General features: G+C 40.0%; 16 protein-coding genes and 1 pseudogene. 12 read left to right on the top strand and 5 right to left on the bottom strand.

Going from position 1 to position 22,741, the window contains the following annotated elements:
* Positions 1–3: 3 nt before the first annotated feature.
* Both ACE1CA_RS05440 and ACE1CA_RS05445 read left to right on the top strand, forming a co-directional pair.
* Positions 4–606: a cysteine hydrolase family protein gene (locus tag ACE1CA_RS05440; protein WP_413277287.1), complete on the top strand. Its 603-nt coding sequence runs from the start codon at positions 4–6 to the stop codon at positions 604–606.
* 123 nt (positions 607–729) lie between these two features.
* A pseudogene (locus ACE1CA_RS05445) lies at positions 730–1,041 on the top strand (Uma2 family endonuclease); the annotation flags it as partial.
* Between the two features lie 34 nt (positions 1,042–1,075).
* Here ACE1CA_RS05445 and ACE1CA_RS05450 read toward each other — a convergent pair.
* A complete protein-coding gene (locus ACE1CA_RS05450; protein ID WP_459563595.1) occupies positions 1,076–2,386 on the bottom strand; it encodes a PQQ-dependent sugar dehydrogenase in 1,311 nt (436 codons plus the stop codon).
* 112 nt (positions 2,387–2,498) lie between these two features.
* On the opposite strand from ACE1CA_RS05450, the gene ACE1CA_RS05455 reads away from it, so the two are divergent.
* Positions 2,499–3,608: an acyltransferase family protein gene (locus ACE1CA_RS05455; protein WP_413277285.1), complete on the top strand. Its 1,110-nt coding sequence runs from the start codon at positions 2,499–2,501 to the stop codon at positions 3,606–3,608.
* A gap of 56 nt (positions 3,609–3,664) precedes the next feature.
* Here ACE1CA_RS05455 and ACE1CA_RS05460 read toward each other — a convergent pair whose 3' ends face one another.
* Both ACE1CA_RS05460 and ACE1CA_RS05465 read right to left on the bottom strand, forming a co-directional pair.
* On the bottom strand, positions 3,665–5,518 hold the full coding sequence (locus ACE1CA_RS05460) for a GGDEF/EAL domain-containing response regulator (protein WP_413277284.1): 1,854 nt from the start codon (positions 5,516–5,518) through the stop codon (positions 3,665–3,667).
* A 68-nt stretch (positions 5,519–5,586) separates the two neighbouring features.
* Positions 5,587–8,961, bottom strand: coding sequence for a PAS domain-containing hybrid sensor histidine kinase/response regulator (locus ACE1CA_RS05465; protein ID WP_413277283.1), 3,375 nt, complete (start codon positions 8,959–8,961; stop codon positions 5,587–5,589).
* 358 nt (positions 8,962–9,319) lie between these two features.
* Between ACE1CA_RS05465 and ACE1CA_RS05470 the strand changes: the two genes are divergently transcribed.
* The 4 genes from ACE1CA_RS05470 (at position 9,320) to ACE1CA_RS05485 (ending at position 13,355) form a co-directional block, all read left to right on the top strand.
* Complete coding sequence (locus ACE1CA_RS05470) at positions 9,320–10,180, top strand: tRNA (5-methylaminomethyl-2-thiouridine)(34)-methyltransferase MnmD (RefSeq protein ID WP_413277282.1); 861 nt, start codon at positions 9,320–9,322, stop codon at positions 10,178–10,180.
* 338 nt (positions 10,181–10,518) lie between these two features.
* A complete protein-coding gene (locus ACE1CA_RS05475; protein ID WP_459563594.1) occupies positions 10,519–11,553 on the top strand; it encodes an HD-GYP domain-containing protein in 1,035 nt (344 codons plus the stop codon).
* 92 nt (positions 11,554–11,645) lie between these two features.
* Positions 11,646–13,016 carry a bifunctional UDP-N-acetylglucosamine diphosphorylase/glucosamine-1-phosphate N-acetyltransferase GlmU gene (glmU, locus tag ACE1CA_RS05480; RefSeq protein ID WP_413277280.1) on the top strand — a complete coding sequence of 457 codons (1,371 nt, stop codon included), beginning with the start codon at positions 11,646–11,648 and terminating at the stop codon, positions 13,014–13,016.
* A 90-nt stretch (positions 13,017–13,106) separates the two neighbouring features.
* Positions 13,107–13,355 (top strand): hypothetical protein, encoded by a 249-nt coding sequence (locus tag ACE1CA_RS05485; protein ID WP_413277279.1) that lies wholly within the window; start codon positions 13,107–13,109, stop codon positions 13,353–13,355.
* Between the two features lie 252 nt (positions 13,356–13,607).
* Here ACE1CA_RS05485 and ACE1CA_RS05490 read toward each other — a convergent pair whose 3' ends face one another.
* The gene (locus ACE1CA_RS05490; RefSeq protein ID WP_413277278.1) at positions 13,608–14,564 is read right to left on the bottom strand and encodes an isoaspartyl peptidase/L-asparaginase; all 957 of its coding nucleotides are present in this window, start codon (positions 14,562–14,564) and stop codon (positions 13,608–13,610) included.
* Positions 14,565–14,624: 60 nt separating this feature from the next.
* Complete coding sequence (locus ACE1CA_RS05495) at positions 14,625–14,780, bottom strand: DUF2256 domain-containing protein (RefSeq protein ID WP_413277277.1); 156 nt, start codon at positions 14,778–14,780, stop codon at positions 14,625–14,627.
* Positions 14,781–15,061: 281 nt separating this feature from the next.
* Between ACE1CA_RS05495 and ACE1CA_RS05500 the strand changes: the two genes are divergently transcribed.
* From ACE1CA_RS05500 to ACE1CA_RS05520, 5 genes are all read left to right on the top strand, one after another.
* The gene (locus ACE1CA_RS05500) at positions 15,062–15,943 is read left to right on the top strand and encodes an RNA methyltransferase (RefSeq protein ID WP_486517666.1); all 882 of its coding nucleotides are present in this window, start codon (positions 15,062–15,064) and stop codon (positions 15,941–15,943) included.
* 166 nt (positions 15,944–16,109) lie between these two features.
* Complete coding sequence (locus ACE1CA_RS05505) at positions 16,110–17,714, top strand: serine hydrolase (protein WP_413277275.1); 1,605 nt, start codon at positions 16,110–16,112, stop codon at positions 17,712–17,714.
* A gap of 271 nt (positions 17,715–17,985) precedes the next feature.
* Positions 17,986–18,594: a hypothetical protein gene (locus tag ACE1CA_RS05510; RefSeq protein WP_413277274.1), complete on the top strand. Its 609-nt coding sequence runs from the start codon at positions 17,986–17,988 to the stop codon at positions 18,592–18,594.
* 446 nt (positions 18,595–19,040) lie between these two features.
* Complete coding sequence (locus ACE1CA_RS05515; RefSeq protein ID WP_413277273.1) at positions 19,041–20,810, top strand: ABC transporter ATP-binding protein; 1,770 nt, start codon at positions 19,041–19,043, stop codon at positions 20,808–20,810.
* Positions 20,811–20,899: 89 nt separating this feature from the next.
* Positions 20,900–22,705, top strand: coding sequence for an ABC transporter ATP-binding protein (locus ACE1CA_RS05520; protein ID WP_413277272.1), 1,806 nt, complete (start codon positions 20,900–20,902; stop codon positions 22,703–22,705).
* Positions 22,706–22,741 lie beyond the last annotated feature (36 nt).

Here is a 22,741-nt window from a genome sequence, read left to right on the forward strand (position 1 = left end):
ACCGTGAATCAAAATCAAAATTGGCAACAATTTGCTTTATTATTAATCGACGTACAAAATGATTTTTTCTCTCCCGAATTTGCCCAGGCATTTCCTGATTTTACTGCTAATATTTCCCAGTTATTAACCTTTTGCCGAAATGCGGGTTTAGAAGTAATTCATTTACGGGAAATCTTCAATCCAAATGGTTCAGATTGGTTAGCTAAATATCGCTTAAGAGGTCGATCGCCTTGCGTCAGAGGAACCACTGGTGCAGAAGTGTTAAATGTGGCGCAAGAAGTACCAGGAGAAATAGTATTTGAAAAACAAACAATGGATGGTTTTCTTAATCCTCAATTACTCAATTATTTACGTTCAAATCACAAACGTTTTTTATTAACAGCAGGTTTAGCTACATCAGTTTGTGTCCTATTTACCAGTGCTTCGGCGGCGCAATTGGGTTTTTTAGTAACAATAGTTGCTGATTGTTGTGCAGATTATCCCGAAGCACATCAAATGGTTTTAAAACGTTACCGAGGATTTTTGTTGGAGTTTATTAATTACCGAGAAATAGGCGAATACTATCAGAAAATGATTGCACAAATTGAGCGATCGCAAAGCTTCTAGAGCGCCAATTCAGTAATCCCAGAAACCGGGTTTCTTTGGCTTGGGGTAACAAAATATCGGCTGCGCTAGGGAAAGAAACCCGGTTTCTCATCCCCGACTACAATACTGAATCGGCGTTCTAGAGGAGAAACGGGAAATCGAAATGGTAGATTGACCCAACAATTATTTAATTGGACAGATGTTGATGGTACTGGAATTGCTTTCGATTCTTCTACAGGGTTTAAATTACCAAATGGTGCCGATCGCGAAGCGTGGACTACGCCCATTCGTTCTCCTGATCTTGCTTGGATACCTTTAGAACGTTGGAATGCTTTAACTGCAAAACAACAAAAGAGATTTCTTCCCCTTTGTCCTGATTTTGTCGTTGAATTACTTTCTCCAAGTGATAGTTTAACTGCAACGAGCGAGAAAATGCAGGAGTATTTAGCAAGATGAATAGATTAGTGTATCCACCAATAACCAATGACTATTAACTACCTCGATACTGCACTCGATAAATACGATTATTTGCCTCTTCTGTAAATAGTAAACTGCCATCAGGAAGTACCAATACTCCCACAGGACGACCCCAAACAGTTGGCACATTTGGATTTAGTAAAAACCCAGTAACAAAATCTTCGTAATGCCCAACTGGACGACCATTATTAAAAGGAACAAATGCTATTTTATAACCTGTTCCTTGACCGCGATTCCAAGAACCACGAAAAGCCACAAATGCACCATTCTGATATTTTTGAGGAAAGGTTTTTCCATCATAAAATTTTAGCCCCAAAGCGGCAGAATGGGCTTGAAAAAGTACATCAGGAGTTAGAGTTTTAGCAGCTAAATCAGGTCTTTCGCTTTTACCATTTGTAGTTCTGCGAGGGTCAAGTCTATTCGGTGTCAAATAAGCAAAAGGCCAACCATAAAATTCTCCTTGGCGAATCCGGGTAAGAAAATCTGGGACTAAATCATCACCAATTCCATCTCTTTCATTAACAGTTGTATACAGTTCTTTGGTTTGGGGATGAAAGTCTAAACCTACAGGATTTCGCAACCCAAAAGCAAAAGTTTGGCGATTTGAACCATCTAAATTCATCACTTGAACTGATGCTCTTGGTAATTCTTCCACATCTACATTAGAACGAGAACCAACAGAAACATACAACTTTTTCCCATCAGGAGAAGCAACGACATTTCGTGTCCAATGTTGTCGATAACCTCCGGGAGTTAAGTCGGTGATTTTTTGTCCTTTACCTTGAATTTCCTGCTGACCTTTTTGATAGGGAAAGCGGAGAACTTCACCAGTATTACCCAGAAAAAAGTTGTTTCCAGCAAAAGCCATGCCAAAGGGTATATTTAACCCATTTTGTGCGGTAGCGAAACTTTTTCGGACATCTGCTACACCATCGCCGTTGGTATCTTTTAATAGGAGAATGCGATTTGCGGGAGTTTCTGTTACTAATACTTCGCCGTTGGGAGTTAATGCTAACCAACGAGGTGCGTTGAGATTTTCGGCAAAAACATTGACGACAAAACCATTAGGAACTCGCAAAGTTGGGTTAGCAGGAATGGCAACTACTTGGGGAGATTTAGAGGCGCTTTGGGTGGCGAAAGGTTTGGGTAGAGAGTTAATGTTAATGCGGATAGGTTGGGGAGAAAAGTTTTGAGTTTGTACTGTTTTGTTAGCTGTTGGTTTGGTTTGTTTTGAGATAGGACTTTCCCCAGAGTTGGCGGAAAAGTTGCAAGCAGTTGTAGCGATCGCTAAAGCTGTTAATAGCAAAAGTTTACTGAATTTCATCATATCAAACCTTAATTAATCTAAGTTGCTGAGAAAAAATTTAATTTTTCTAAAAATATCCTAAAGTATGAGAACCTAAAAAAGATTAACTCAAGAAAGGGAATTTTTACAGATGCGTTTAACCTCTCTGGATGTTTTTCGAGGTATGGCGATCGCAGGTATGATTCTATTCAACACAGCGAGTCTAGGAAAAGTATATCCTTTTTTAAGTCACGCTGACTGGAATGGCTGTACTTTAGCAGATTTAGTGTTTCCTTTTTTCTTGTTTATCGTCGGTGTGGCGATGTCTTTTTCCCTTTCTAAGTACACCAATGGAAAGCATCCAAGGGCATCAGTCTATAGACACATTTTTCGCCGTAGCATCATTCTTTTTGGGTTAGGTTTGTTGCTCAATGGCTTTTGGAATTACGACTTTAGTACAATTAGAATTATGGGCGTGTTACAGCGAATTGCCCTAGCTTATCTATTAGCAGCTTTGGCAATTCTTAAATTACCCAAAAAAGGTTTATGGGTGCTAATAGCAATTTTACTCTTTGGTTATTGGGCAACAATGACATTAATTCCTGTTCCTAATTATGGTGCAGGTGTGTTAACAAGAGAGGGAAATTTTGGCGCATGGATCGATCGCCTAATCATCACAACAACCCATCTTTATAAAGGAGATAGTTACAACTCAATGGGAGATCCAGAAGGCTTATTTAGCACTTTACCAGCCATAGCAACAGTGCTTTCAGGTTACTTGACAGGCAACTGGTTACGTAAACAAATTCCCAGCACACGCACTAGTATAAACTTAGCATCGATCGGCATTATTTGTCTGTTCATTGGTTGGAATTGGGGATTATTATTTCCCATCAATAAAAAGTTATGGACAAGTTCTTATGTCTTGTTTACCTCTGGATGGGCAATAGTATTATTAGCTGGGTGTTACCAATTAATAGAAGTGCGCGAATTACGCCGTTGGGGAAAGCCTTTTGAAATTCTAGGATTAAACGCCATTTTCATTTTTATAGCTTCAGTCTTAGGCTTAAAATTAATGGCAAAAATTCAAATAGGTACAGGCAAAACTGCCATCAGTCTTTACGATTTGATTTACCAAAACTTATTTGCATCTTGGGCAGGTGAAATGAACGGTTCTTTATTATTCGCCTTAATAACTTTATTATTTTGGTGGGCAGTTGCCTATTTAATGTACTATAAAAATTGGTTTTTCAAAGTATAACAAAAAGCAGAATGCAGCGACAAAGCAACCAGTCAAATTTTTGCCTTCTGCCTTTCTTACCAACAGGGAGAAGCAGCGAGTAAATCAGTTGCTTCTTGCTTCGGTAAAGGTTTCGCAAATAGGTATCCTTGCCCAAATTCACAGTTTAATTCCCGCAATTGTACTAATTGTTTTTTTGTTTCAATTCCTTCTGCTACTACACTCATTTTCATCGTTTCGGCAATTTTTTTAATAGCAGGAATTAATCCTAAACTTTCTAAGGTTCCATCTAATTTACTAACAAACGATCGATCCACTTTCAGCGTATCAACTGGAAAATTATGCAGGTAACTTAAGGAAGAATACCCAGTACCAAAGTCATCAATACATAGTTGAATTTGTCTTTGACGCAACTTTTGTAAAATTGCTTTAGCCGATTGAGCATTATTGATAAATGCACTTTCTGTAATTTCTAATTTGAGATTTTGGGGATTGATTTTCACCTCCGCCAAAATTTGGTCAATTTGTTCTACTATATCAATTTGAGCAAATTGTTTAGCCGAGATATTTACACTCATGAAAATAGATTCATCTATAAGTTTTTCCTGATGCCATTGCTGCACTTGATGGCAAGCTTGCGACAACACTAATTTACCAATTGAGTTGATTAAACCTGTTTCTTCAGCTATGGGAATAAACAAACCTGGGGGAACAATTCCTTTGGTGGGATGTTGCCAGCGAACTAAGGCTTCAAATCCGGTAATTTTTCCGGTACAAAGAGAGATTATTGGTTGATAATGGACAACAAATTCTTCTTGCTGAATGGCTTTTCGTAAGTCATTTTCTAACTGTAAAGCTTGCATTGCTGCGGCGTGCATTGTTGGATCGAAAACGTGATATTGTCCTTTTCCTAATGTTTTTGCTCGATACATAGCGGTGTCAGCATCCCGCAAGATATGTTCTGCTTGTTCGTAATTATCATTACCTAAAGCGATACCGATACTTGCATTAATAAACACTTCGTTTCTTTTTAATTGAAAGGGAAATGAAAGAGCTTTTAATATTCGATCTGCTACTTGAGTTGCACTGTTAATATCATCAATTTGTTTGATAAGAATCGCAAATTCGTCACCGCCAAATCGAGCGATCGTATCTTCGGAGCATAAAAGTAACTTTAATCGATTAGTTAAAGCAATTAAAAGTTCATCTCCTACTAAATGACCTAGAGAATCATTAATCACTTTAAAGCGATCGCAATCCAAAAACAACACGGCAAATTGATAATCATGATTTTCTTGAGCAAGTTTCAGTAATTCCACAATTTGCTCCATAAAAAAAGCTCGATTAGGTAATCCAGTCAGCGCATCATGGAGAGCCATATCAAGCAGTTTTGTTTGCAGTAACTTACGTTCTTGAATTTCGCGTTTTAATTCTTCTATTACCGCTTGTAACTGATAAGTTCTTTCCTTGACTCTAGCTTCTAACTCTGCATTCAACTTTTGATTTTGTACTTTAGCAGCTTTTAATGCTAGTTGAAGGCGAACTCTGGCTAAAACTTCCTCAAATTGAAAAGGTTTAGTAATATAATCAGCACCACCCACCGTAAAAGCTTTTACCTTATCAAAAGCATCATTCAAAGCACTTAAGAAAATCACCGGAATTTCCGCAGTTTTTGGATTAGATTTCAACCTTTCACATACTTGATAACCATCCATAACTGGCATCATAATATCCAGCAAAATCAAGTCTGGTAAAAGAGTATCCATTGCTGTTAGCGCCATTTGTCCTGTCAGCGCTTTCCGCACATTATAACCTTCATTTACCAAAAATGATGAAAGCAGACGTAAATTTTCTGCTGTATCATCAACAATTAATATATCTTCTTTGTGATTTACTAATGCTTGCTTAGTTAATTTTGAGTTAACATTCATTACTGCTCGCCTTTTTTTTGAAAAATGCGGATTCATTTTTACTATATCTCTCAATTATATTACTTTCCCTAATTACTACTTGGATTTTTGAGAAATTTTTTCATTAATTCCATTATTTGCTCAAACTGGAAGTTATCTACTAAATTTCTTAATGTGGAACTTAAAACAGATAATTCTTGGGGAATTTGCTTAATCAATTCCAAAATTAAAGTATCACTTCCTTGAGCAGCTGCATAATGTAAATTTTCTGTCCATGCGATCGGCATCTTTTGCAAGCATGAAGTTAACGATTCATTCTTGACTGGGACTGCTGCATCTTTGATTTCTTCCTGTTCGTAAATGTATTTTACACCCAAATGGTTAGATATTTTTTCCAGCAACTCTTGTTCTTGAAAAGGTTTACGAACAAAATCATCACATCCAGTAGATAAAATCACTTTTCGATCCTCTTCAAACGCACTAGCAGTTAAAGCAATAATCACCGTTGCTTGACCTTGCAAATGATTTTTAATAATTCTGGTAGCCTCGTAGCCATTCATTACAGGCATTCGCATATCCATCAAAATTAAATGTGGTTCCCAAACTTCCCACATAGCCAAAGCTTGTTGACCATTTTCCGCTTCCTGCACCGCAAACCCTAAAGAAGTCAGCAATTTAACTAACAATAGTCGATTAGTTGACTTATCTTCAACTACTAGAATTCGACAAGTTGGTTGATTTTTAGCTAATCCAATAATTTTTCTCTTTTCTAAATTGACTTGGGGTTTCTGAGTAGATTCAGCCATCTTAATCGGAATTTTAAAGCTAAATTTAGCACCGAAACCTTGTTCGCTACTAACAGCGATTTTTCCTCCCATGATTTCCACAAATCTTTGGCTGATAGATAAGCCTAAACCTGTACCAGTACCAGACTTCAACCCACTTGCAGTTTGAGCAAAAGGAGTAAATAACTTACTTAATTCATTAACTGCAATACCTGGACCAGTATCAGCAACTTCAAAGAATAATTTAGCATTTTCTAAGTCTGAAGAAGAATTATTTTCCATCTCTACTCGTAAAGTAACGCTGCCAACTTGAGTAAATTTGATAGCATTACTCAGCAAATTAATTAAAACTTGCCGCAATTTTGCTTCATCAGTTTTAATGTATTGTGGCAATTCGGACTTACACTCAAAAGTTAGCTTCAATTGCTTAGAGTTGGCTTTCAATTTGAACATTTCCTCTAAACTTTCTAGTAGATAGGGTAAATCAAAGCTATTTTCATTGAAAGTCACTCTTCCTGCTTCGATTTTGGACATATCCAAAATTTCGTTAATTAATTCGAGTAAATGTTCTCCACTACTGCTGATAATTCCCAAAGATTCTTTATGTTCGGCTGCTAAAGTGCGATCGCGATTCATCACTTGAGTAAAGCCGAGAATTGCGTTTAATGGCGTGCGTAATTCGTGACTCATATTAGCCAAAAATTCGCTTTTTGCATAGTTAGCAGCATCAGCAGTTTCTTTGGCTTTCATTAGTTCAACTGACTGTTGTTGAGTTTTAGCTAATAATTCTGCTTGCTGTAAAGCTACTCCTAATTGATTGCCAATTTGCACAACCATTTTTATTTCTGCTTCTTGCCATTGTCGGGGTTCAGCGTTTTGGTAAGTTGCTAATAATCCCCACAATTGATTTCCACAAAAAATCGGTACTACAATATATGCTCTAGCTTGCACTTTTTTTAATAATTCTAGATAGCAGTCATCAAAGTTAGCTGTATAAATATCTGTGACACAACGGTAACTAGTTCCATGACGATACATCCCTCCTTGGTTTTCTTGTAAGTAGGTATCTTGAATTTGGTTATCTGCACTATCTAAACTTTTTACAGCGCATTCTTCTTTACTAACAGCAACTTTTGTTAATTCTAGTTGCTGTGCTTCAACTAATAAATTCCATCCAACTGCTACTGACTCGGCGACAAGTTCTCCACTCCAATCAGGATTAAATCGATAAACAAGTACTCGATCGCACTCAATAGCTTGGCGTAATTCTTGAGTAGTGGCGCTAAAAATTTGATTAATATCTAAGGTTTGGCGCATTCTTTGAATTACTCTAGCGATCGCTCTTTCTCTATCAGCTATTTCTCGCAAAGTTGACTCTACTTTTTTGCGTTCGCTAATATCTCGTACCACACAAACTGATGTGGTTTCATCAATTTTTGTCATCGTCTTTTCTTGGGGGAAAAGACTGCCATTTTTGCGCCTTCCGGTAGCTTCTATACGACAGTTACCTGTATTAGCAAACTCAGGCAAAACTTCTCTTTCAAATCGCTCCATTTCAGTTTTTTCGTAAAGATTTCGCCAATTTGTCCCTAGTAAATCTCGCTCATTTTCGTAGCCATATATTCGCAAATAAGCTTCATTTAAATAAACGTACCTATCCGCTGCATCAATAATCGCAATTCCATCACTCACCGCTGCCATTGCTGCCGCTTGTTGCTGTAAGGCTAATTCTGTCCGTTTGCGATCGCTAATATCCCGGATAATTCCCACCAAAACTTGCTCGTTGGCACTATCTCGAAAAGCTATTTTTTTAGTTAAAATAGTGTGGATATTCCCCCTTTTGTCGGTTAATTTTTCTTCTATTTCATGCTCAGTTCCACTCTGGAAAACTAAGTCATCATAACCCCAAAAAACTTCGGCTTCTTCGGGAACTAAAAAATCGTAATCTGACTTTCCTAATAACTCTTCGCGATCGTGCCCTATTAATTGACAAAACGCATCATTCATCATTGTCCAACGATGTTGTTGGTCTTTCACAAAAATTGGATCGGACAATGCGTTCATTACTCGATCCAAAAAATCTTTATTTGTCTTTAAACGAGCTTCACTCTCTCGTAAAGCTGCCTCAGCCGCAATTTTTTCTTTAATTTGTGTTTCCAACGCTGAATTAGCTGCTGTTAGTTCAAATGTCCTTTCTTGGACGCGAATTTCTAACTCTTCGTAAGCCTGACGCAAAGCAAACTCTGCCTTTTGTCGTTCAATAATCTCTCGCTGCAATTCCAAATTTAATGCTTCTAGTTGTTCCGGTGTTTGTAATGTTAAAAATTGGGGTAATAAATTTACCATTTGTAATGCTGTATAGCAGGATACAAAGGCTGTCAAAGCATTTTCTATTCCTGTCATCCAGTAAGCTGGATGCCACAGCGTCCAAACTTCCAGCAAGTGACCTAAACCGCAAAGAATAATGAAAGCGCCAAACAACAAAAATACTTTGTGAAAGGGAACATCTTTTCGTTTACAAACGAAGTAAATTAGCATCGCTGGTATGGAAAAGTAGGCGATCGCTATCAACAGATCGCTAACTAAGTGTAATCCTACCAAAGGCGGTTTCCACAAATAGCAATGACCATGAGGAATAAACTGGCTAGGCGAAGTAAAATTCTTAATTATTTCCCACATAATTTAATTCTTAAAGTTTTTCAAAGCTACCAGATCCAATCGGGTTCAATTTCAAATCTCCAAGTCAATAATTCCCACATCATCCGTAAGACATATTGTTTATAATTACTTAATTTTTGCTGTTTTACTACTTAGCCTGTAGAATATTCTAAAACTTTTTTTATTTTTTTCAATTTAACTCTACCTTATGGACTGTGTTCTTTACTACAGTCATTTGTAATACTATAAATACAAATTCACCTAAGTGCAGCAGGGCAAAAATGAATGAGCAGTTGAAAATAGATGAAAAATTGAGTATGAAAGCCTTTTTCCCTTCTACCTTCTTGCGCCATCAACTTAAGCTAGTTAGAAATCATCAATGCCAGAGCAAAACTTTTTCCTTCCCCAACTTACAGATGATGGTTCTTTTACCTTTTTTTCTGCTGAATTTGGCGAAACTTTTCACAGTCAAACTGGTGCAATTCAAGAAGCCGAAGCCAAGTTTGTGCAACCGTTACAGTTGAAACAGCAAGCGGAAAAACCCAAGTTGCAATTACTAGACATTTGTTATGGTTTGGGGTATAATTCGGCAGCTGCATTAAAATCAATTTGGCAAATCAATCCCAGTTGTCAGGTAGAATTGTTTGCCTTGGAATTAGATGCCACAGTCCCCGCAGCCGCCAAAGCTCATAACTTGATGGATAATTGGCCCCAGCCTATCCCCCAAATTCTCAATCAATTAGCGAGCCAGTACCAAATCCAAACCGACAACCTCAAAGCCACCTTAATCATTGGCGATGCTCGTTCTACTATCCAACAAATACCCCCCAGTTGGCAAGCAGACGCAATCTTTCTTGACCCTTTTTCCCCTCCTAATTGTCCCCAACTTTGGACAGTAGAATTTTTAGCAAAAGTAGCCAAACATCTGAAGCCTGAAGGTAAACTTGCCACCTATTCCTGTTCTGCTGCCATCAGGAGTGCGCTGTTGGCGGCTGGGTTAAAAATTGGAGCGACGACACCTGTGGGTAGGCGTTCCCCAGGTACGATCGCCAGCTTCAACGCCACAGACTTACCCCCCCTATCCCAGCAAGAACAAGAACACCTGCAAACTCGCGCCGCCATTCCCTACCGCGACCCGAATTTATGCGATCGAGCAGATACAATCTTGCACCGTCGCCACTTAGAACAACAAACTTCCTCCTTAGAACCCACCTCCCACTGGAAAAAACGCTGGTTTTAGGGACTGGGGACTGGGGACTGGGGACAAGGGGACAAGGGGAATTTTTATCTTCTGCTCCGAGAGCTCCCCTACTTGCACTTTTTAACTTTTTAACCCTTGTGATTTAAATCACACAACCTAAAGTTTTGTCTCACTGTCAAACATCTAAAAACATATTTTTCTATAGTTATAGTTAGTATTGTTAGCGATCCCCATCTAGGAGAAAATCGTCCTTAAGTCGTTTTTTTAGTGAAACGTAACTTTACTTTATTAACTAAAGTTACCTGGTTAAAATTCTCTTTTTACGTAATCATTATAAATTTAGGAAGGCGAAAGTGGCCGTGAGTCCTCGTTTTAATATAGCTGTTGATTCATTCGGTGCAGCAAATACTCTAGATACCTCATCTTCAACAGAAAATGGCTTCAATATAGACCAGCCAAAAGTTCTTGTTGTTGACGATCATGCTGCTAGCCGGATGACAGCAGCCGCCCTTCTCGCAGTGGAGGGCTACGAAGTACTAGAAGCAGAAAATGGCCCAGCAGCATTAATTACAGTGATAGAAAGACAACCCGATGTAATTTTGCTGGATGTGATGATGCCAGGAATGGATGGGTTTGAAGTTTGTCATAAGTTAAAACAAGACGAACAAACTCGACTAATTCCAGTAATTTTTATTACGGCACTTAACGATCGCCGATCGCGCATCCGAGGTATAGAAGCTGGAGGAGACGATTTTCTTACCAAACCATTCGATCGTCTAGAACTAGCAGCCCGTGTTAAATCACTAGTACGGCAAAAACGGTTAAACGAAGACTTAGACCACGCCGAACAAGTAGTATTTTCGATCGCCAGAGCCATTGAAAGCCGCGACCCCAACACAGGCGACCACTGCGAAAGATTAGCCGCAATGGGTAAAGCCTTCGGTACTTATCTGGGGCTTTCTCGTTCGGAAATTCGCGACTTAATGTGGGGCGGATATCTCCACGATATCGGCAAAGTCGGCATTCCCGATGCCGTATTACTCAAAAAAGGTCAATTCACCGAAGAAGAACGGCTAATCATGAATCAGCACGTTCTGATCGGCGAAAAAATTTGCCAACCTCTGAGAACCATGCACGGCGTTCTCCCCATTATTCGCCATCACCACGAACGTTGGGACGGTAGCGGCTACCCAGACAAGTTATCTGGAAAGCAAATTCCCTACCTAGCGCAGGTGTTCCAAATCATCGATATTTACGATGCGCTAACTAGTGAGCGACCTTATAAAAAAGCATTCTCGATCGAAGAAGCCCTCAAAATTATTAACCAAGAAACTACTAAAGGTTGGCGAAATCCCCAGTTAGTCGCTCAATTTATCGAGTTTATTACTTACACCCAACTGAAAAAAAGCTGATCCCCAGAATAAAAATCTCTGGGGTAATTCAATATACATAGTAGACACGAAGCAAGGTATACTGCGGTATTTGTAGACTCTGTGTTTAAAAAATGGTAGCAGTAGCAATCTTAGCGGCGGGACGTGGAACGCGAATGAAATCGCAACTACCCAAAGTATTACATCCCTTGGGTGGACGTTCCCTCGTAGAAAGAGTAATACAAAGTTGTCTAGAAATTAATCCCATCAGGCGCATCGTCATCATCGGTTATGAAGGAGAGAAAGTCAAAGACGCTCTCAAAGATATTCCCGATTTAGAATTTGTCGAACAAAAAGAACAACTGGGAACAGGACACGCGATTCAACAATTATTACCTCATTTAGAGGGTTTCACTGAGGATTTATTAGTTTTAAATGGCGATGTACCTTTATTGCGCCCCCAAACAATTAAACATTTAATCGAAACTCACAAAGAAAATAAAAATCCCGCCACTTTGTTGACTGCATATTTACCAAATCCGAAAGGCTACGGGCGGGTTTTTTGTAACGGTCAAAACATCATTCAACAAATAGTAGAAGACCGAGATTGTACGGCAGCACAAAAGCAAAATAATCGCATTAATGCGGGAGTTTACTGTTTTCACTGGCCTGACTTAGCCAGGGTATTACCAAATTTAAAAGCCGACAACGACCAAAAGGAATATTATTTAACTGACGCGGTAAATGCTCTGATGCCAGTGATGGCGGTTGATGTGGAAGATTACGAGGAAATTGTTGGCATTAACGATCGCAAACAACTAGCATTAGTTCATCAAATTTTGCAAGACAGAGTTAAAGATCGTTGGATGACTGCTGGTGTCACTTTAATAGATCCTGATAGCACAACCATTGATGACACAGTGGAAATTCAACCCGATGTCATTATTGAACCCCAAACACATTTAAGAGGTAAAACTATTATAGGAACGGGTAGTAGAATTGGCCCTGGTTGTTTAATTGAAAATAGTCAAATTGGCGAAAATGTGACCGCACTTTATTCAGTAATTTCTGATAGTGTAGTTCAATCAGGCACAAGAATTGGCCCTTATGCTCATTTGCGCGGTCATGTAGAAGTAGGGGAAAATTGCCGCTTGGGGAACTTTGTGGAATTAAAAAATGCCAAGTTAGGAAATAAGACAAATGTCGCGCATTTGTCTTATTTAGGAGATGCCACATTAGGCGAAAAAGTAAATATTGGTGCGGGCACAATTACAGCTAATTATGATGGAGTGAAAAAACATAAAACTACAATTGGCGATCGAACAAAAACAGGTTCCAATAGCGTATTAGTCGCACCTTTAACTTTAGGTTCAGATGTTACCATAGCCGCTGGTTCTACCATCACCGAAAACGTCCCCGATGATAGTTTAGTTATAGCTCGTTCCCGTCAAGTAGTCAAACCCGGTTGGCGGTTAAAAACTAATCAAGACAGCGAAAAAAGTTAATCAATTTTGAGTTTTGAGTTTTGAGTTTTGAGTTAAAATAATTAATTGTAAGCTTAAAATTTAAAACTCATCACTTATTTCGGAGGCAACATGACTCAAATAGTTCTAGACAATATTAATCCAGATGTTTTAGAAAAAATTCGCAACTTAGCGCAAAAACATAACCGCACTTTAGAAGATGAAATCAAAACCATTCTCGCTCAAGTTGCAGCAGAAATCCCTCCTCAACCATCTGTTCGAGCAAGTTTTCGAGACAGACTTTTAGAAGCAAGGCAAAGACATGGCAATCAGTTGTTTAGTGATAGTGTAGAACTGCTTAGAGAGGACAGAAATCGTTGACTAAATTTGTCGTTGATGCCAATGTAGCAATCAAATGGGTATTATCTGAGGTTCATTCTGAACTTGCTATGCGTTTATCTTGCCTTAGCTGTCACCAATCAATGTCAAATGGTAACAGCAGATGAAAGATTTTATAATTCGCTTTCGAGAGATGTACTTTTTTCTCAAGTTTGTTGGATTGAAAATTTGAATTAGCACAAAAAAAGTGGGCATAGCCCACCATTTGTTAATTAATTAGTTAATCAATTAAATTTAGGAAATAGAATCTGTCAGATTAGTTCCAGACCATTCTAAAGTGTCGCCGATTCTTTCGCCAGTGTGATAGGCAGCTAGGAGGACTTCGCTAGTTTTACCCCAGGCTATTGTACCAGTACGATCGATCCCGATCGCCCCAAAATCGCGCTTATTCTTTACACCTTCCGCAAAAGACTTCTCAAACGCCTGAAGCAAAGACAAACCATCAGTTACCCGAATCACAATTTTTGCTGCCAAACATTCATCGATGATATCTTCACCAATACCAGTGCAACTAATCGCCGCTTGATTTGTGGCATAATTACCCGCAGGCATAGCCGAATCACTGACTCTGCCGATGCGTTCAAAACCCTTACCACCAGTAGAAGTTCCCGCAGCGACATTTCCTTCACTATCAATCGCTACTACGCCAATAGTGCCACGTCCCGCCTCACTATCAACTAAAGCCTTTTCCGCCACAACTCCCGCAGCTTCCTTGACAAAATTCTCATCCCGTTCCTGCATCCACTCTTGTAACCGGATATCCGTCAAAGGATTATAAATCGGAAGTTGCAACTCGCGCAAAAGTTCAGCCGAACCATAATCTGAGAGTACGCGATCGTCAGAAGCTTGTAAAGCCTCAGCCAATAAAACCGGATTCTGCACGCGAGAAACATTAATCACACCGCTAAAACGCTGCATTGCACCATTCATCAAAGACGCACTCATGCGAATTTGACCATCCGACTGTAACACGGAACCAGTACCAGCATTAAAACGGGGATCGTCCTCCAACAAACGACACCCACGAATCACAGCTGCCGTAGCACTTGCGCCCCCCAACAACATCGGGTAAACTTCCTCCAACACCTGATAAAGAGACTTGCGGACAATCTCGACTCCTCCCTTACCCTTGAGAGAACTTCCGGCACCGCCATGAATAATAAGTTTAGGTTGCACCTGCTGTGCTGACATTACAATTAACCTCTCTAGTTCTTCCTCTGTGTGCTCTGCGTCTTGAGCGGTTTAATCTTCCTAACTAGAAGCTTGCGTGCGACGACGACGACAACGTTCCGAGCAATACTTCACATCATCCCAGCAATCGGCCCATTTTTTCCGCCAAACAAAAGGTCTTTCACACACAGGACAAACTTTTGTCGGTAAGTCAGATTTAGAACGCTGCTTTGCCATATTATTGGGGATTGGGGATGGGGGACTGGGGACTGGGAAATTTAACGCTTTCGTAACTTATCATGATTCAGTAAAGCTGATTACTTCATGTAATCCTTAATTTATAAGAAATCCCAGTCCCCAATCCCCAATCCCCAGTCCCCAATCCCCAATCCCCAATCCCCAATCCCCAATCCCCAGTCCCCAATCCCCAATCCCCAGTCCCCAATCCCCAATCCCCAGTCCCCAGTCCCCAATCCCCAATCCCCAGTCCCCAATCCCCAATCCCCAGTCCCCAAAATATGGATGAAACAGCCTTAACTCGAATCAAGATAGTTTTAGTCAGACCCTTGGGAGGTTTAAACGTGGGTTCTGTGGCGCGGGTGATGAAAAACATGGGGTTAACTCAGTTGGTACTGGTAGAACCGCAATGTGACTGTTTGGGGGAAGAGGCACGGAAAATGGCATTACACGCTCTTGATGTTCTGGAAGGGGCGAGGATAGTTGAGAGCATACCAGAAGCGTTGATTGGTTGCCAGAGATCGATCGCTACTTCTGCCCGTTCCCGTCACTTATCCGTCATCCCAGAAAACCCCCGCAAAGCCTTACCTTGGTTATTCGGTGCCGACTCATCCGCTTTAATTTTTGGCCCCGAAGACAAAGGTTTATCCAATGAGGATTTAAAATACGCTCAGAGATTTGTGCAAATTCCTTCCAGTCCAGCCTACCCCTCATTAAATTTGGCGCAAGCGGTAGCAGTTTGCTGTTACGAGCTTTACCAAAACTGTTTAGAAAACCAAGAAGTAGTGGAGTTAGAGAAAAAAGCGGAGTCAGACACAGCCGCTTCTTTAGATGCCCTAGAGCGCTACTATCAAAAATTGGAAACTTTACTGCTAAAAATTGGTTATCTTTACCCTCACACCGCAGAAAGCCGCATGGTAAAATTCCGTCTGCTATTCAACCGCGCCCAACCTTCAGCTAACGAAGTAGCAATGCTTCAAGGTATTATCAGCCAAATGGAATGGGCATTAGGCAGAGGAGATGGGGAGATGGGGAGATGGGGGGATGGGGGGATGGGGGGATGGGGAGATGGGGAGATGGGGAGATGGGGGGATGGGGAGATGGGGAGATGGGGGGATGGGGAGATGGGGAGATGGGGGGATGGGGGGATGGGAAAAGTTTAACTCAAAACTCGCCCTTGTCCCCTTGTCCCCTGTTCCCAGTTCCCTGATTTTGGTGTAAATTTCCTTTGTATTGATTTTCTGTAGCATCATTCCCTAAGAGTTGTATAGTGGGAGCGATCGCCTGCAATTTCTTGTTCTTGGTGGAATACTTTAAGAGGTGTCATTAGTGGCAGCTTTCGATAATCGCCCTAAGCGCCGCCAACGGCGACAACAAACAAAACAACAGCAAGCACCACAACGGCAACAACAGTTAGCCAAAACACCAAGCAAGCGGTCTGGGTCTTCTGGTGCTAGACAAATGATGGACAACCAATCACCAGACGAACTGCGACTAAATCAACCAAGGCAAAGGTCTACTTCTGCCAACGGTCGAAACTGGTGGGAAAAACTATTTGGTCGTAAAACTAAATCCCCAGCCAAAAAAGTTCAGCAAGGTCGAGGTAATTTAGCAGCGGTGAATCCGCCGCCTCCCTCTGCTCCCATCGTAGAATTAACACCTAGAAACAACAATAATCCAAATAGGCGACCAGAACGAAATTTGGAGCTTCTTAAGCCTGGGGGTAGGCAATCTCAACTTTCTCCCATCTCCGGCAATGGTCGTTATGAGTTGCGGGAGAATGGCTACAATTCTACTCCTCGTCCTATTTCGCCTGCTGGACGTGGCAAACCCCGCCCCCAGAAAAAGCCGCTTTCACCTTTGGTTTATGGTACAAGATTGCTAATTTTGGGAATTGGTTTGGGTGTGTTTGTGGGTACGCTGTTGTCAATTTTAGACCCGGCAACGCGCCAACCATCTAGGGCTACTCCTACGGTGCAAAGTTCGCCAACTAATGGTGCAGTGGTAAGTCCAACTACCCCGGAAAGTTCTGTGCCTAATACTATTACAACTCCTACCCCTGTCCAGGAAATTGCGCCTTTAAAAACGCAGATTGCGGCGGTGGCTGAGGAAAATTTATTATTCACGCCGGGGGTATTTGTGATTGATTTGGCAAGTGGCAATTATGCGGATGTGAATGGAAATAATGCTATTGCTGCGGCAAGTACTATTAAGGTGCCGATTTTGATTGCTTTTCTGCAAGATGTGGAAGCAGGGAAAATTCAATGGGATGAAAAGTTGACTCTAAAATCGGAGTTTCTGGCTTCGGGTAGTGGTAATCTGCGCCGTCAGAAAGTGGGAGGTCAATACAAGGCTTCGGATGTGGTGACGCGGATGATTGCTATTAGTGATAATACGGCTACTAATATGCTGATCGATCGCTTGGGTGGAATGGATGCTTTAAATCGGCGGTTTCAAGATTGGGGGTTAACTACAACTGTATTGCGTAACTCTTTACCAGATGTAAAAGGGATGAATACTAGTAGCCCTAAAGAGTTGGCGGTGTTGATGGCGCGAGTGATGCGGGGCGAGTTGTTGTCAGCGGCTTCGCGCGATCGGATGATTGAGATTATGCAACAAACAGAAAATGACAATCTCTTGCCTAAAGGAATTGGTGAAGGAGCGAAAATCGTTCATAAAACTGGTAACATCGGTTCCATGTTGGCTGATGTGGGAATAGTCAATCTCCCTTCTGGTAAGCGTTATGTAATTGCTGTCATGGTACAACGTCCCCGTCGAGATGTCCGCGCCCAAAAAATTATTCAACAAATTTCTAGCACTACTTATCAGTACTTTAGTCAAAATCTCTTAAATCCCTCGATAGATACCCAAGTACCAAATCCTAATCAATCTAGTCTTCAACCAAAAACACCCATCCCAACTACAGCAAACTGAATATATGGTAATTAATAGACATCTCTAAAAAACCTGGTAGAGACGTTATATACAACGTCTCTACCAGGTTTCAGGTAATGCAGCTTTAATTTCTGGTGATGTCTAGTGATTGGGGATTTGCAGTTTTTCCTGCTTCAATCCATAGAGAGAGGCGGGGGCTTAGTGCTAATTCCTAAAATTGAGAAGGGAAAACTTTCGATTTTTATAAGGATTCACAATTGTCAAAATACAATCCTTACTTTTCCCTTTGTTTTACATCTGAATAATACCCATGTCTACTCTAACAATACAATCTTTGTGGCGACGATCGCTGTTGATACCTATTGCTATTCTCTTAGCTTTTTCTACAGGCTGTCGCATCGAGCAAGAAAGAGCTGGTAGATTACCAGATGTTGATGTTGACGTAGAACCGGGACGATTGCCCAGGTATGATGTTGAAGGCCCTGATGTAAATGTCAGAACAGTGGAACGAACTGTTGTAGTGCCTCGCGTTGAAGTTGTACAAGAAACAAGAACGGTTCAAGTTCCCTATATTGATGTTAATTTGCCTGGAGCAGAACGTAGGGAGCAAACGTTAACGGCTACTGTCAGAGTTCCTTCTGGTGGTTACGATATAGACATCCAAAATGTCTATATGGTGAACAACGAACTCTGGGTAATTGCTCAGCTGGAGGAAGAAAATCCAAATGCACCAAGAGTGGCAACAACTGTTGCCGATCGCGTTGTGATTAACGCTCCAGAAATGCCTGTAAGATACTATATCATTGGCGATCGTCTTAGTGGTAATGTTGGTGACAAATACAGGTTTATCAACAATCGCCAAGCAATTCAAAAGCAATTAAGTTCAGGAAGACAATTATATAGTCGCCCAGCAGTTTAGGGCGTTAGGCGATGAAAGTTTGTAGTGACGACTTTAGTTGTTTCTTGCCCAAGGGAAGGACTAAAGTCCTCACAACGAACTGATTAAATCAAAGATTGCGTGAATGGCAACTGATTAGGAATCTATCAGTAAGCCCTCACCACTCTTAACCTTTTCTTGGTTGATAGAGTGAATGCTAAATTATTTTAAATTTTTATAAATCCCCAACTCCAACGAAATTTTAGCTGAGATTCTTAATTTGCAACTGTTATATAAACTGCTTTAGCAACATATAGGTTTAAGAAGTGCTGAAGAACCGTTGCCAGAATCAAGAATTCATGGCAAAATTAATCATTAAATTTAATTTGCTATTTTTATCTGCACTTAGGAAAAGCTCCTTTAGTTAGGAATAAGTAGCAACAAAGAAAATAGCTAACAGCAAATTCGATTTTTAAATAACATCAGCTATGTTACCGAACTTTAGACGTTTTATTACGATTTATCGAGGTTACGAACGACCCTTTTGGGTATCGCAGATATTGTTAGCGATCGCCACTATTTTTACACTGCTGATCCCGTTAATGACGCAGCAACTAGTTGACAAAGGGTTACTAGGAGGCGATCGAAATGCGTTAGAACAGAGTGTTTTATGGATGGTAGTATTTGCAGTTTTAAGTGCCATCTTTACAATTGCAAATGCTTGGTATGGAGTGCTATTTGGCGAATTTACTGCTCATGCAGTGCGGATAAAATTGTATGAGAAGATTCAAGTCTTATCTTTTGGTAATTTAGATCGGTTTCCCACTAGCGATTTGATGGTAAGAATGACTAGTGATGTGAACGCAATTAAAGGAGCTATACAACAGATAATCTTATCTTTAGCTCAAGCTCCTATCATGTTTATTGGGGCATTATTTCTAATTTATCTTAATAGCCCTAGTCTGATGTGGATCTTGTTAATTATAATTCCTGTTGTCAGTATTGTATTACTATTTTTTGTGAATAAAATTAGTAAATTTTTTGAAAAAGTACAGCAAAAGCTTGATGACTTAAATAGTGTTTTGCAAGAAGATTTAGCTGGGGTGAGAGTAGTCAAAGCTTTCGTGCAAGGTGAATATGAAAACCGTCGTTACGATCGCGCTAATCGAGAATTTCGCAAAGCATCTCTGCTGCCTATGCAATACGTTTCTTTCTTGCAACCAACTCTGTTTTTAATTGTCAACATAGCAATAGCTTGTGTACTATGGTTTGGTGGAGTTTTTGCCGCCCAAGGTAAAGTTACAGTCGGTGAAATTCTCGCTTTTACTCAGTACTTAGCAACTATTTTAACTCCGCTAATTGTACTAGCAGTAATTACACCCCAAATTACAGCAGCAGAAGCATCAGCAGAACGCATATTTCAAGTTATGGATTCAATACCAATGGTATCCGATTCACCACAACCTTTGGAACTCGATCCGGCTACTGCTAAAGGACGCATTGTATTTGAAAATGTTAGTTTTGGCTATTTTGCAAATTCTAGCGAAAACGAAGAAGAAAACTATTCTAAATTAGTGCTAAAAAATATTAATTTAGTCATAGAACCGGGACAAACAGTTGCTTTTTTAGGAGCTACTGGGTCGGGAAAATCCACTTTGGTAAACTTGATTCCTCGCTTTTATGATGTGACTAGCGGGCGAGTAATGATTGATGGTGTAGATGTAAGAAATATTCCTTTAAAAACATTGCGTCAACTAGTAGGAATTTCCTTGCAAGAGTCTATTTTATTTAGCGGTAAAGTGCGAGAAAATATTTGTTATGGCAAACCAGAAGCTACCGAAGATGAAATGATTGCAGCAGCAAAAGCAGCTGATGCTCACAGTTTTGTCAGTGCAATTCCTGAAGGTTATGATGCTGCGGTAACTAGAAGAGGAGCTAATTTTTCTGGGGGACAAAGACAGCGGTTATCGATCGCTCGTTCCCTGACGATCAAACCGAAAATTTTAATTTTTGACGATAGTACAAGTGCCTTAGATATGGCAACAGAAGCTAGAGTTCAAGAAGCTATTAAAAACTCGATGAAAGATAGCACAATTTTATTTGTGGCTCAACGAATTAGCACCGTAATTACTGCCGATAATATCTTCCTTTTAGAAGCAGGAGAAATCGTTGCCCAAGGCAATCATGAAACCCTACTTCGCACCAGTTCATTATATCAAGAAATCTACGAATCTCAACTAGGAGGAGCACCCGCATAACCATACCAATAAAAATTTACCAAACATCTAAGAACTGCCAGTCTCTATTTGCTGAAAGAGAAAATTTAAAATTCAAAATCTAAAATCAAATGAATAAACCTTTTTTGCATCGTCAAATTAATTCCAAAGCTGGAAAACCGCCTCAAGAATCTGCTGGAAAAGTTTTTGCTCGGTTATTAGGTTACGTTACCCGCTATGTTGGGCAAATCTTATTAGTAATACTACTATTGTTGGTCGGTACAGCATTAAATTTGTTAATCCCTTATTTTTTGGGTGAAGGACTTAACAATTTAAGCAGTTCGCTAAACTTAAAACTGCTGTTGCATACTGTTATATTAATGACGATCGCAGCCATTGGCAGCTGGGCAGCATTGTTCCTACAAGGGTTAATTATAGCTAAAGTATTGCAACGGGCTTTGTATAACCTACGGCGCGATTTATTTGAGCATATTCAAAGCCTTTCGATTAATTTTTTCGATCGACAACCGATCGGAGAATTAATGAGCAGCGTCACTAATGATGCAGAAGTGATTGCTACATTCTTTCGCGGTAATCTTAATATGTTATTGAGCGAAAGTATCAATCTAATTTTTATTGTAATTGCCATGTTTTGGTTGAACTGGAGATTAGCAATTACAGCAATGCTAATTTCACCTTTATTTATGGCATTACTAGGCTTTATTAGTCGAGTATCCGGGCCAATTTTTGATAACTTACAACAAAATATTGGCGAACTCAATGGTTTAATGGAAGAAACTGTAAGCGGCGAAAAGGTAGTGATTGCATACGGTCAACAACTAGAAGCAGTTTACAACTTTCAACAGATTAGTTTTGCCGCAATGGAAGCAGGAATTAAAGCCAGATTTATTGCTTTACTCAGTCGTCCAGTTACACTAGTTTTAACTAACTTAGATGTAGCATTAGTGGCTTTAGTTGGCGGGTTGTTAGTATTAAATAATCAAGCCGATGTCGGTATCGTCGCCACTTTTTTACAATACACCAGACAATTTGCAATTCCCATCACCAGCGTAGCTAACTCTTTAGATAGTCTATTAGCATCAATTTCATCTGCCGAAAGAGTATTTGCTATTTTAGATGAAAAACCAGCAATTGTAGACAAACCTAACGCTTTTCCCATGCCACCAATTCAAGGTCATGTTGTGTTTAAAGATGTAGACTTTAGCTATGTTCAAGGTAGACCAATTCTGAAACAGAATAGCTTTGAAGCTTTACCCGGTCAAAAAATTGGTTTGTGTGGCCCTACAGGTGCAGGAAAAAGTACAATTATCAATTTAATTACTCGTTATTATGACATTGACAAAGGCGACATTATTATTGACGGACACAGCATTTATGATGTGCAACAAGACAGTTTACGTCGTCAAATTGGCATTGTGTTGCAGGAACCTTTCCTATTTTCGGATACGGTAATGAATAACCTGCGTTACGCAAGATTAGACGCAACAGATGAAGAGTGTATTACTGCTGCAAAACAGGCAAATGCTCACGAATTTATCTTGCGTCTTCCTAACAGTTACAATACTGTTTTAACAGAGAGAGGCGGTAATCTTAGTCAAGGACAAAGGCAATTATTAACGATCGCTCGCATGATGGTAGCAAATCCTCGCATGGTAATTCTAGATGAAGCTACCAGCAACGTAGATACTCGCACAGAAGAAAGGATTCAACAAGCATTAAATCGGTTAATGCAAGGACGCACCAGTTTTGTAATTGCTCACCGTTTAAGTACAATTCGAGATGCCGATCGAATATTAGTAATTAAAGCTGGAGAAATCATCGAAACAGGCACTCATGAAGAATTAATGGCACAACATGAATTTTATTATGACTTGTATATGAGTCAGTTTAAAGGTAAGGTAGCTGCGATCGCCTAATCAAATCCATTTAACCCATCCGTTGTAACGACTAAA

The sequence above is a fragment of the Floridaenema evergladense BLCC-F167 genome, from assembly GCF_041929205.2.
GTDB lineage: Bacteria > Cyanobacteriota > Cyanobacteriia > Cyanobacteriales > Aerosakkonemataceae > Floridanema > Floridanema evergladense.

What these genes read in the sequence shown, in the direction of transcription:
- ACE1CA_RS05450 (WP_459563595.1), bottom strand. Translation starts at nt 2,386, where the DNA reads ATGAAATTCAGTAAACTTTTGCTATTAACAGCTTTAGCGATCGCTACA.
- ACE1CA_RS05455 (WP_413277285.1), top strand. Translation starts at nt 2,499, where the DNA reads ATGCGTTTAACCTCTCTGGATGTTTTTCGAGGTATGGCGATCGCAGGT.
- ACE1CA_RS05460 (WP_413277284.1), bottom strand. Translation starts at nt 5,518, where the DNA reads ATGAATGTTAACTCAAAATTAACTAAGCAAGCATTAGTAAATCACAAA.
- ACE1CA_RS05465 (WP_413277283.1), bottom strand. Translation starts at nt 8,961, where the DNA reads ATGTGGGAAATAATTAAGAATTTTACTTCGCCTAGCCAGTTTATTCCT.
- ACE1CA_RS05470 (WP_413277282.1), top strand. Translation starts at nt 9,320, where the DNA reads ATGCCAGAGCAAAACTTTTTCCTTCCCCAACTTACAGATGATGGTTCT.
- glmU (WP_413277280.1), top strand. Translation starts at nt 11,646, where the DNA reads ATGGTAGCAGTAGCAATCTTAGCGGCGGGACGTGGAACGCGAATGAAA.
- ACE1CA_RS05485 (WP_413277279.1), top strand. Translation starts at nt 13,107, where the DNA reads ATGACTCAAATAGTTCTAGACAATATTAATCCAGATGTTTTAGAAAAA.
- ACE1CA_RS05490 (WP_413277278.1), bottom strand. Translation starts at nt 14,564, where the DNA reads ATGTCAGCACAGCAGGTGCAACCTAAACTTATTATTCATGGCGGTGCC.
- ACE1CA_RS05495 (WP_413277277.1), bottom strand. Translation starts at nt 14,780, where the DNA reads ATGGCAAAGCAGCGTTCTAAATCTGACTTACCGACAAAAGTTTGTCCT.
- ACE1CA_RS05500 (WP_486517666.1), top strand. Translation starts at nt 15,062, where the DNA reads ATGGATGAAACAGCCTTAACTCGAATCAAGATAGTTTTAGTCAGACCC.
- ACE1CA_RS05510 (WP_413277274.1), top strand. Translation starts at nt 17,986, where the DNA reads ATGTCTACTCTAACAATACAATCTTTGTGGCGACGATCGCTGTTGATA.
- ACE1CA_RS05515 (WP_413277273.1), top strand. Translation starts at nt 19,041, where the DNA reads ATGTTACCGAACTTTAGACGTTTTATTACGATTTATCGAGGTTACGAA.
- ACE1CA_RS05520 (WP_413277272.1), top strand. Translation starts at nt 20,900, where the DNA reads ATGAATAAACCTTTTTTGCATCGTCAAATTAATTCCAAAGCTGGAAAA.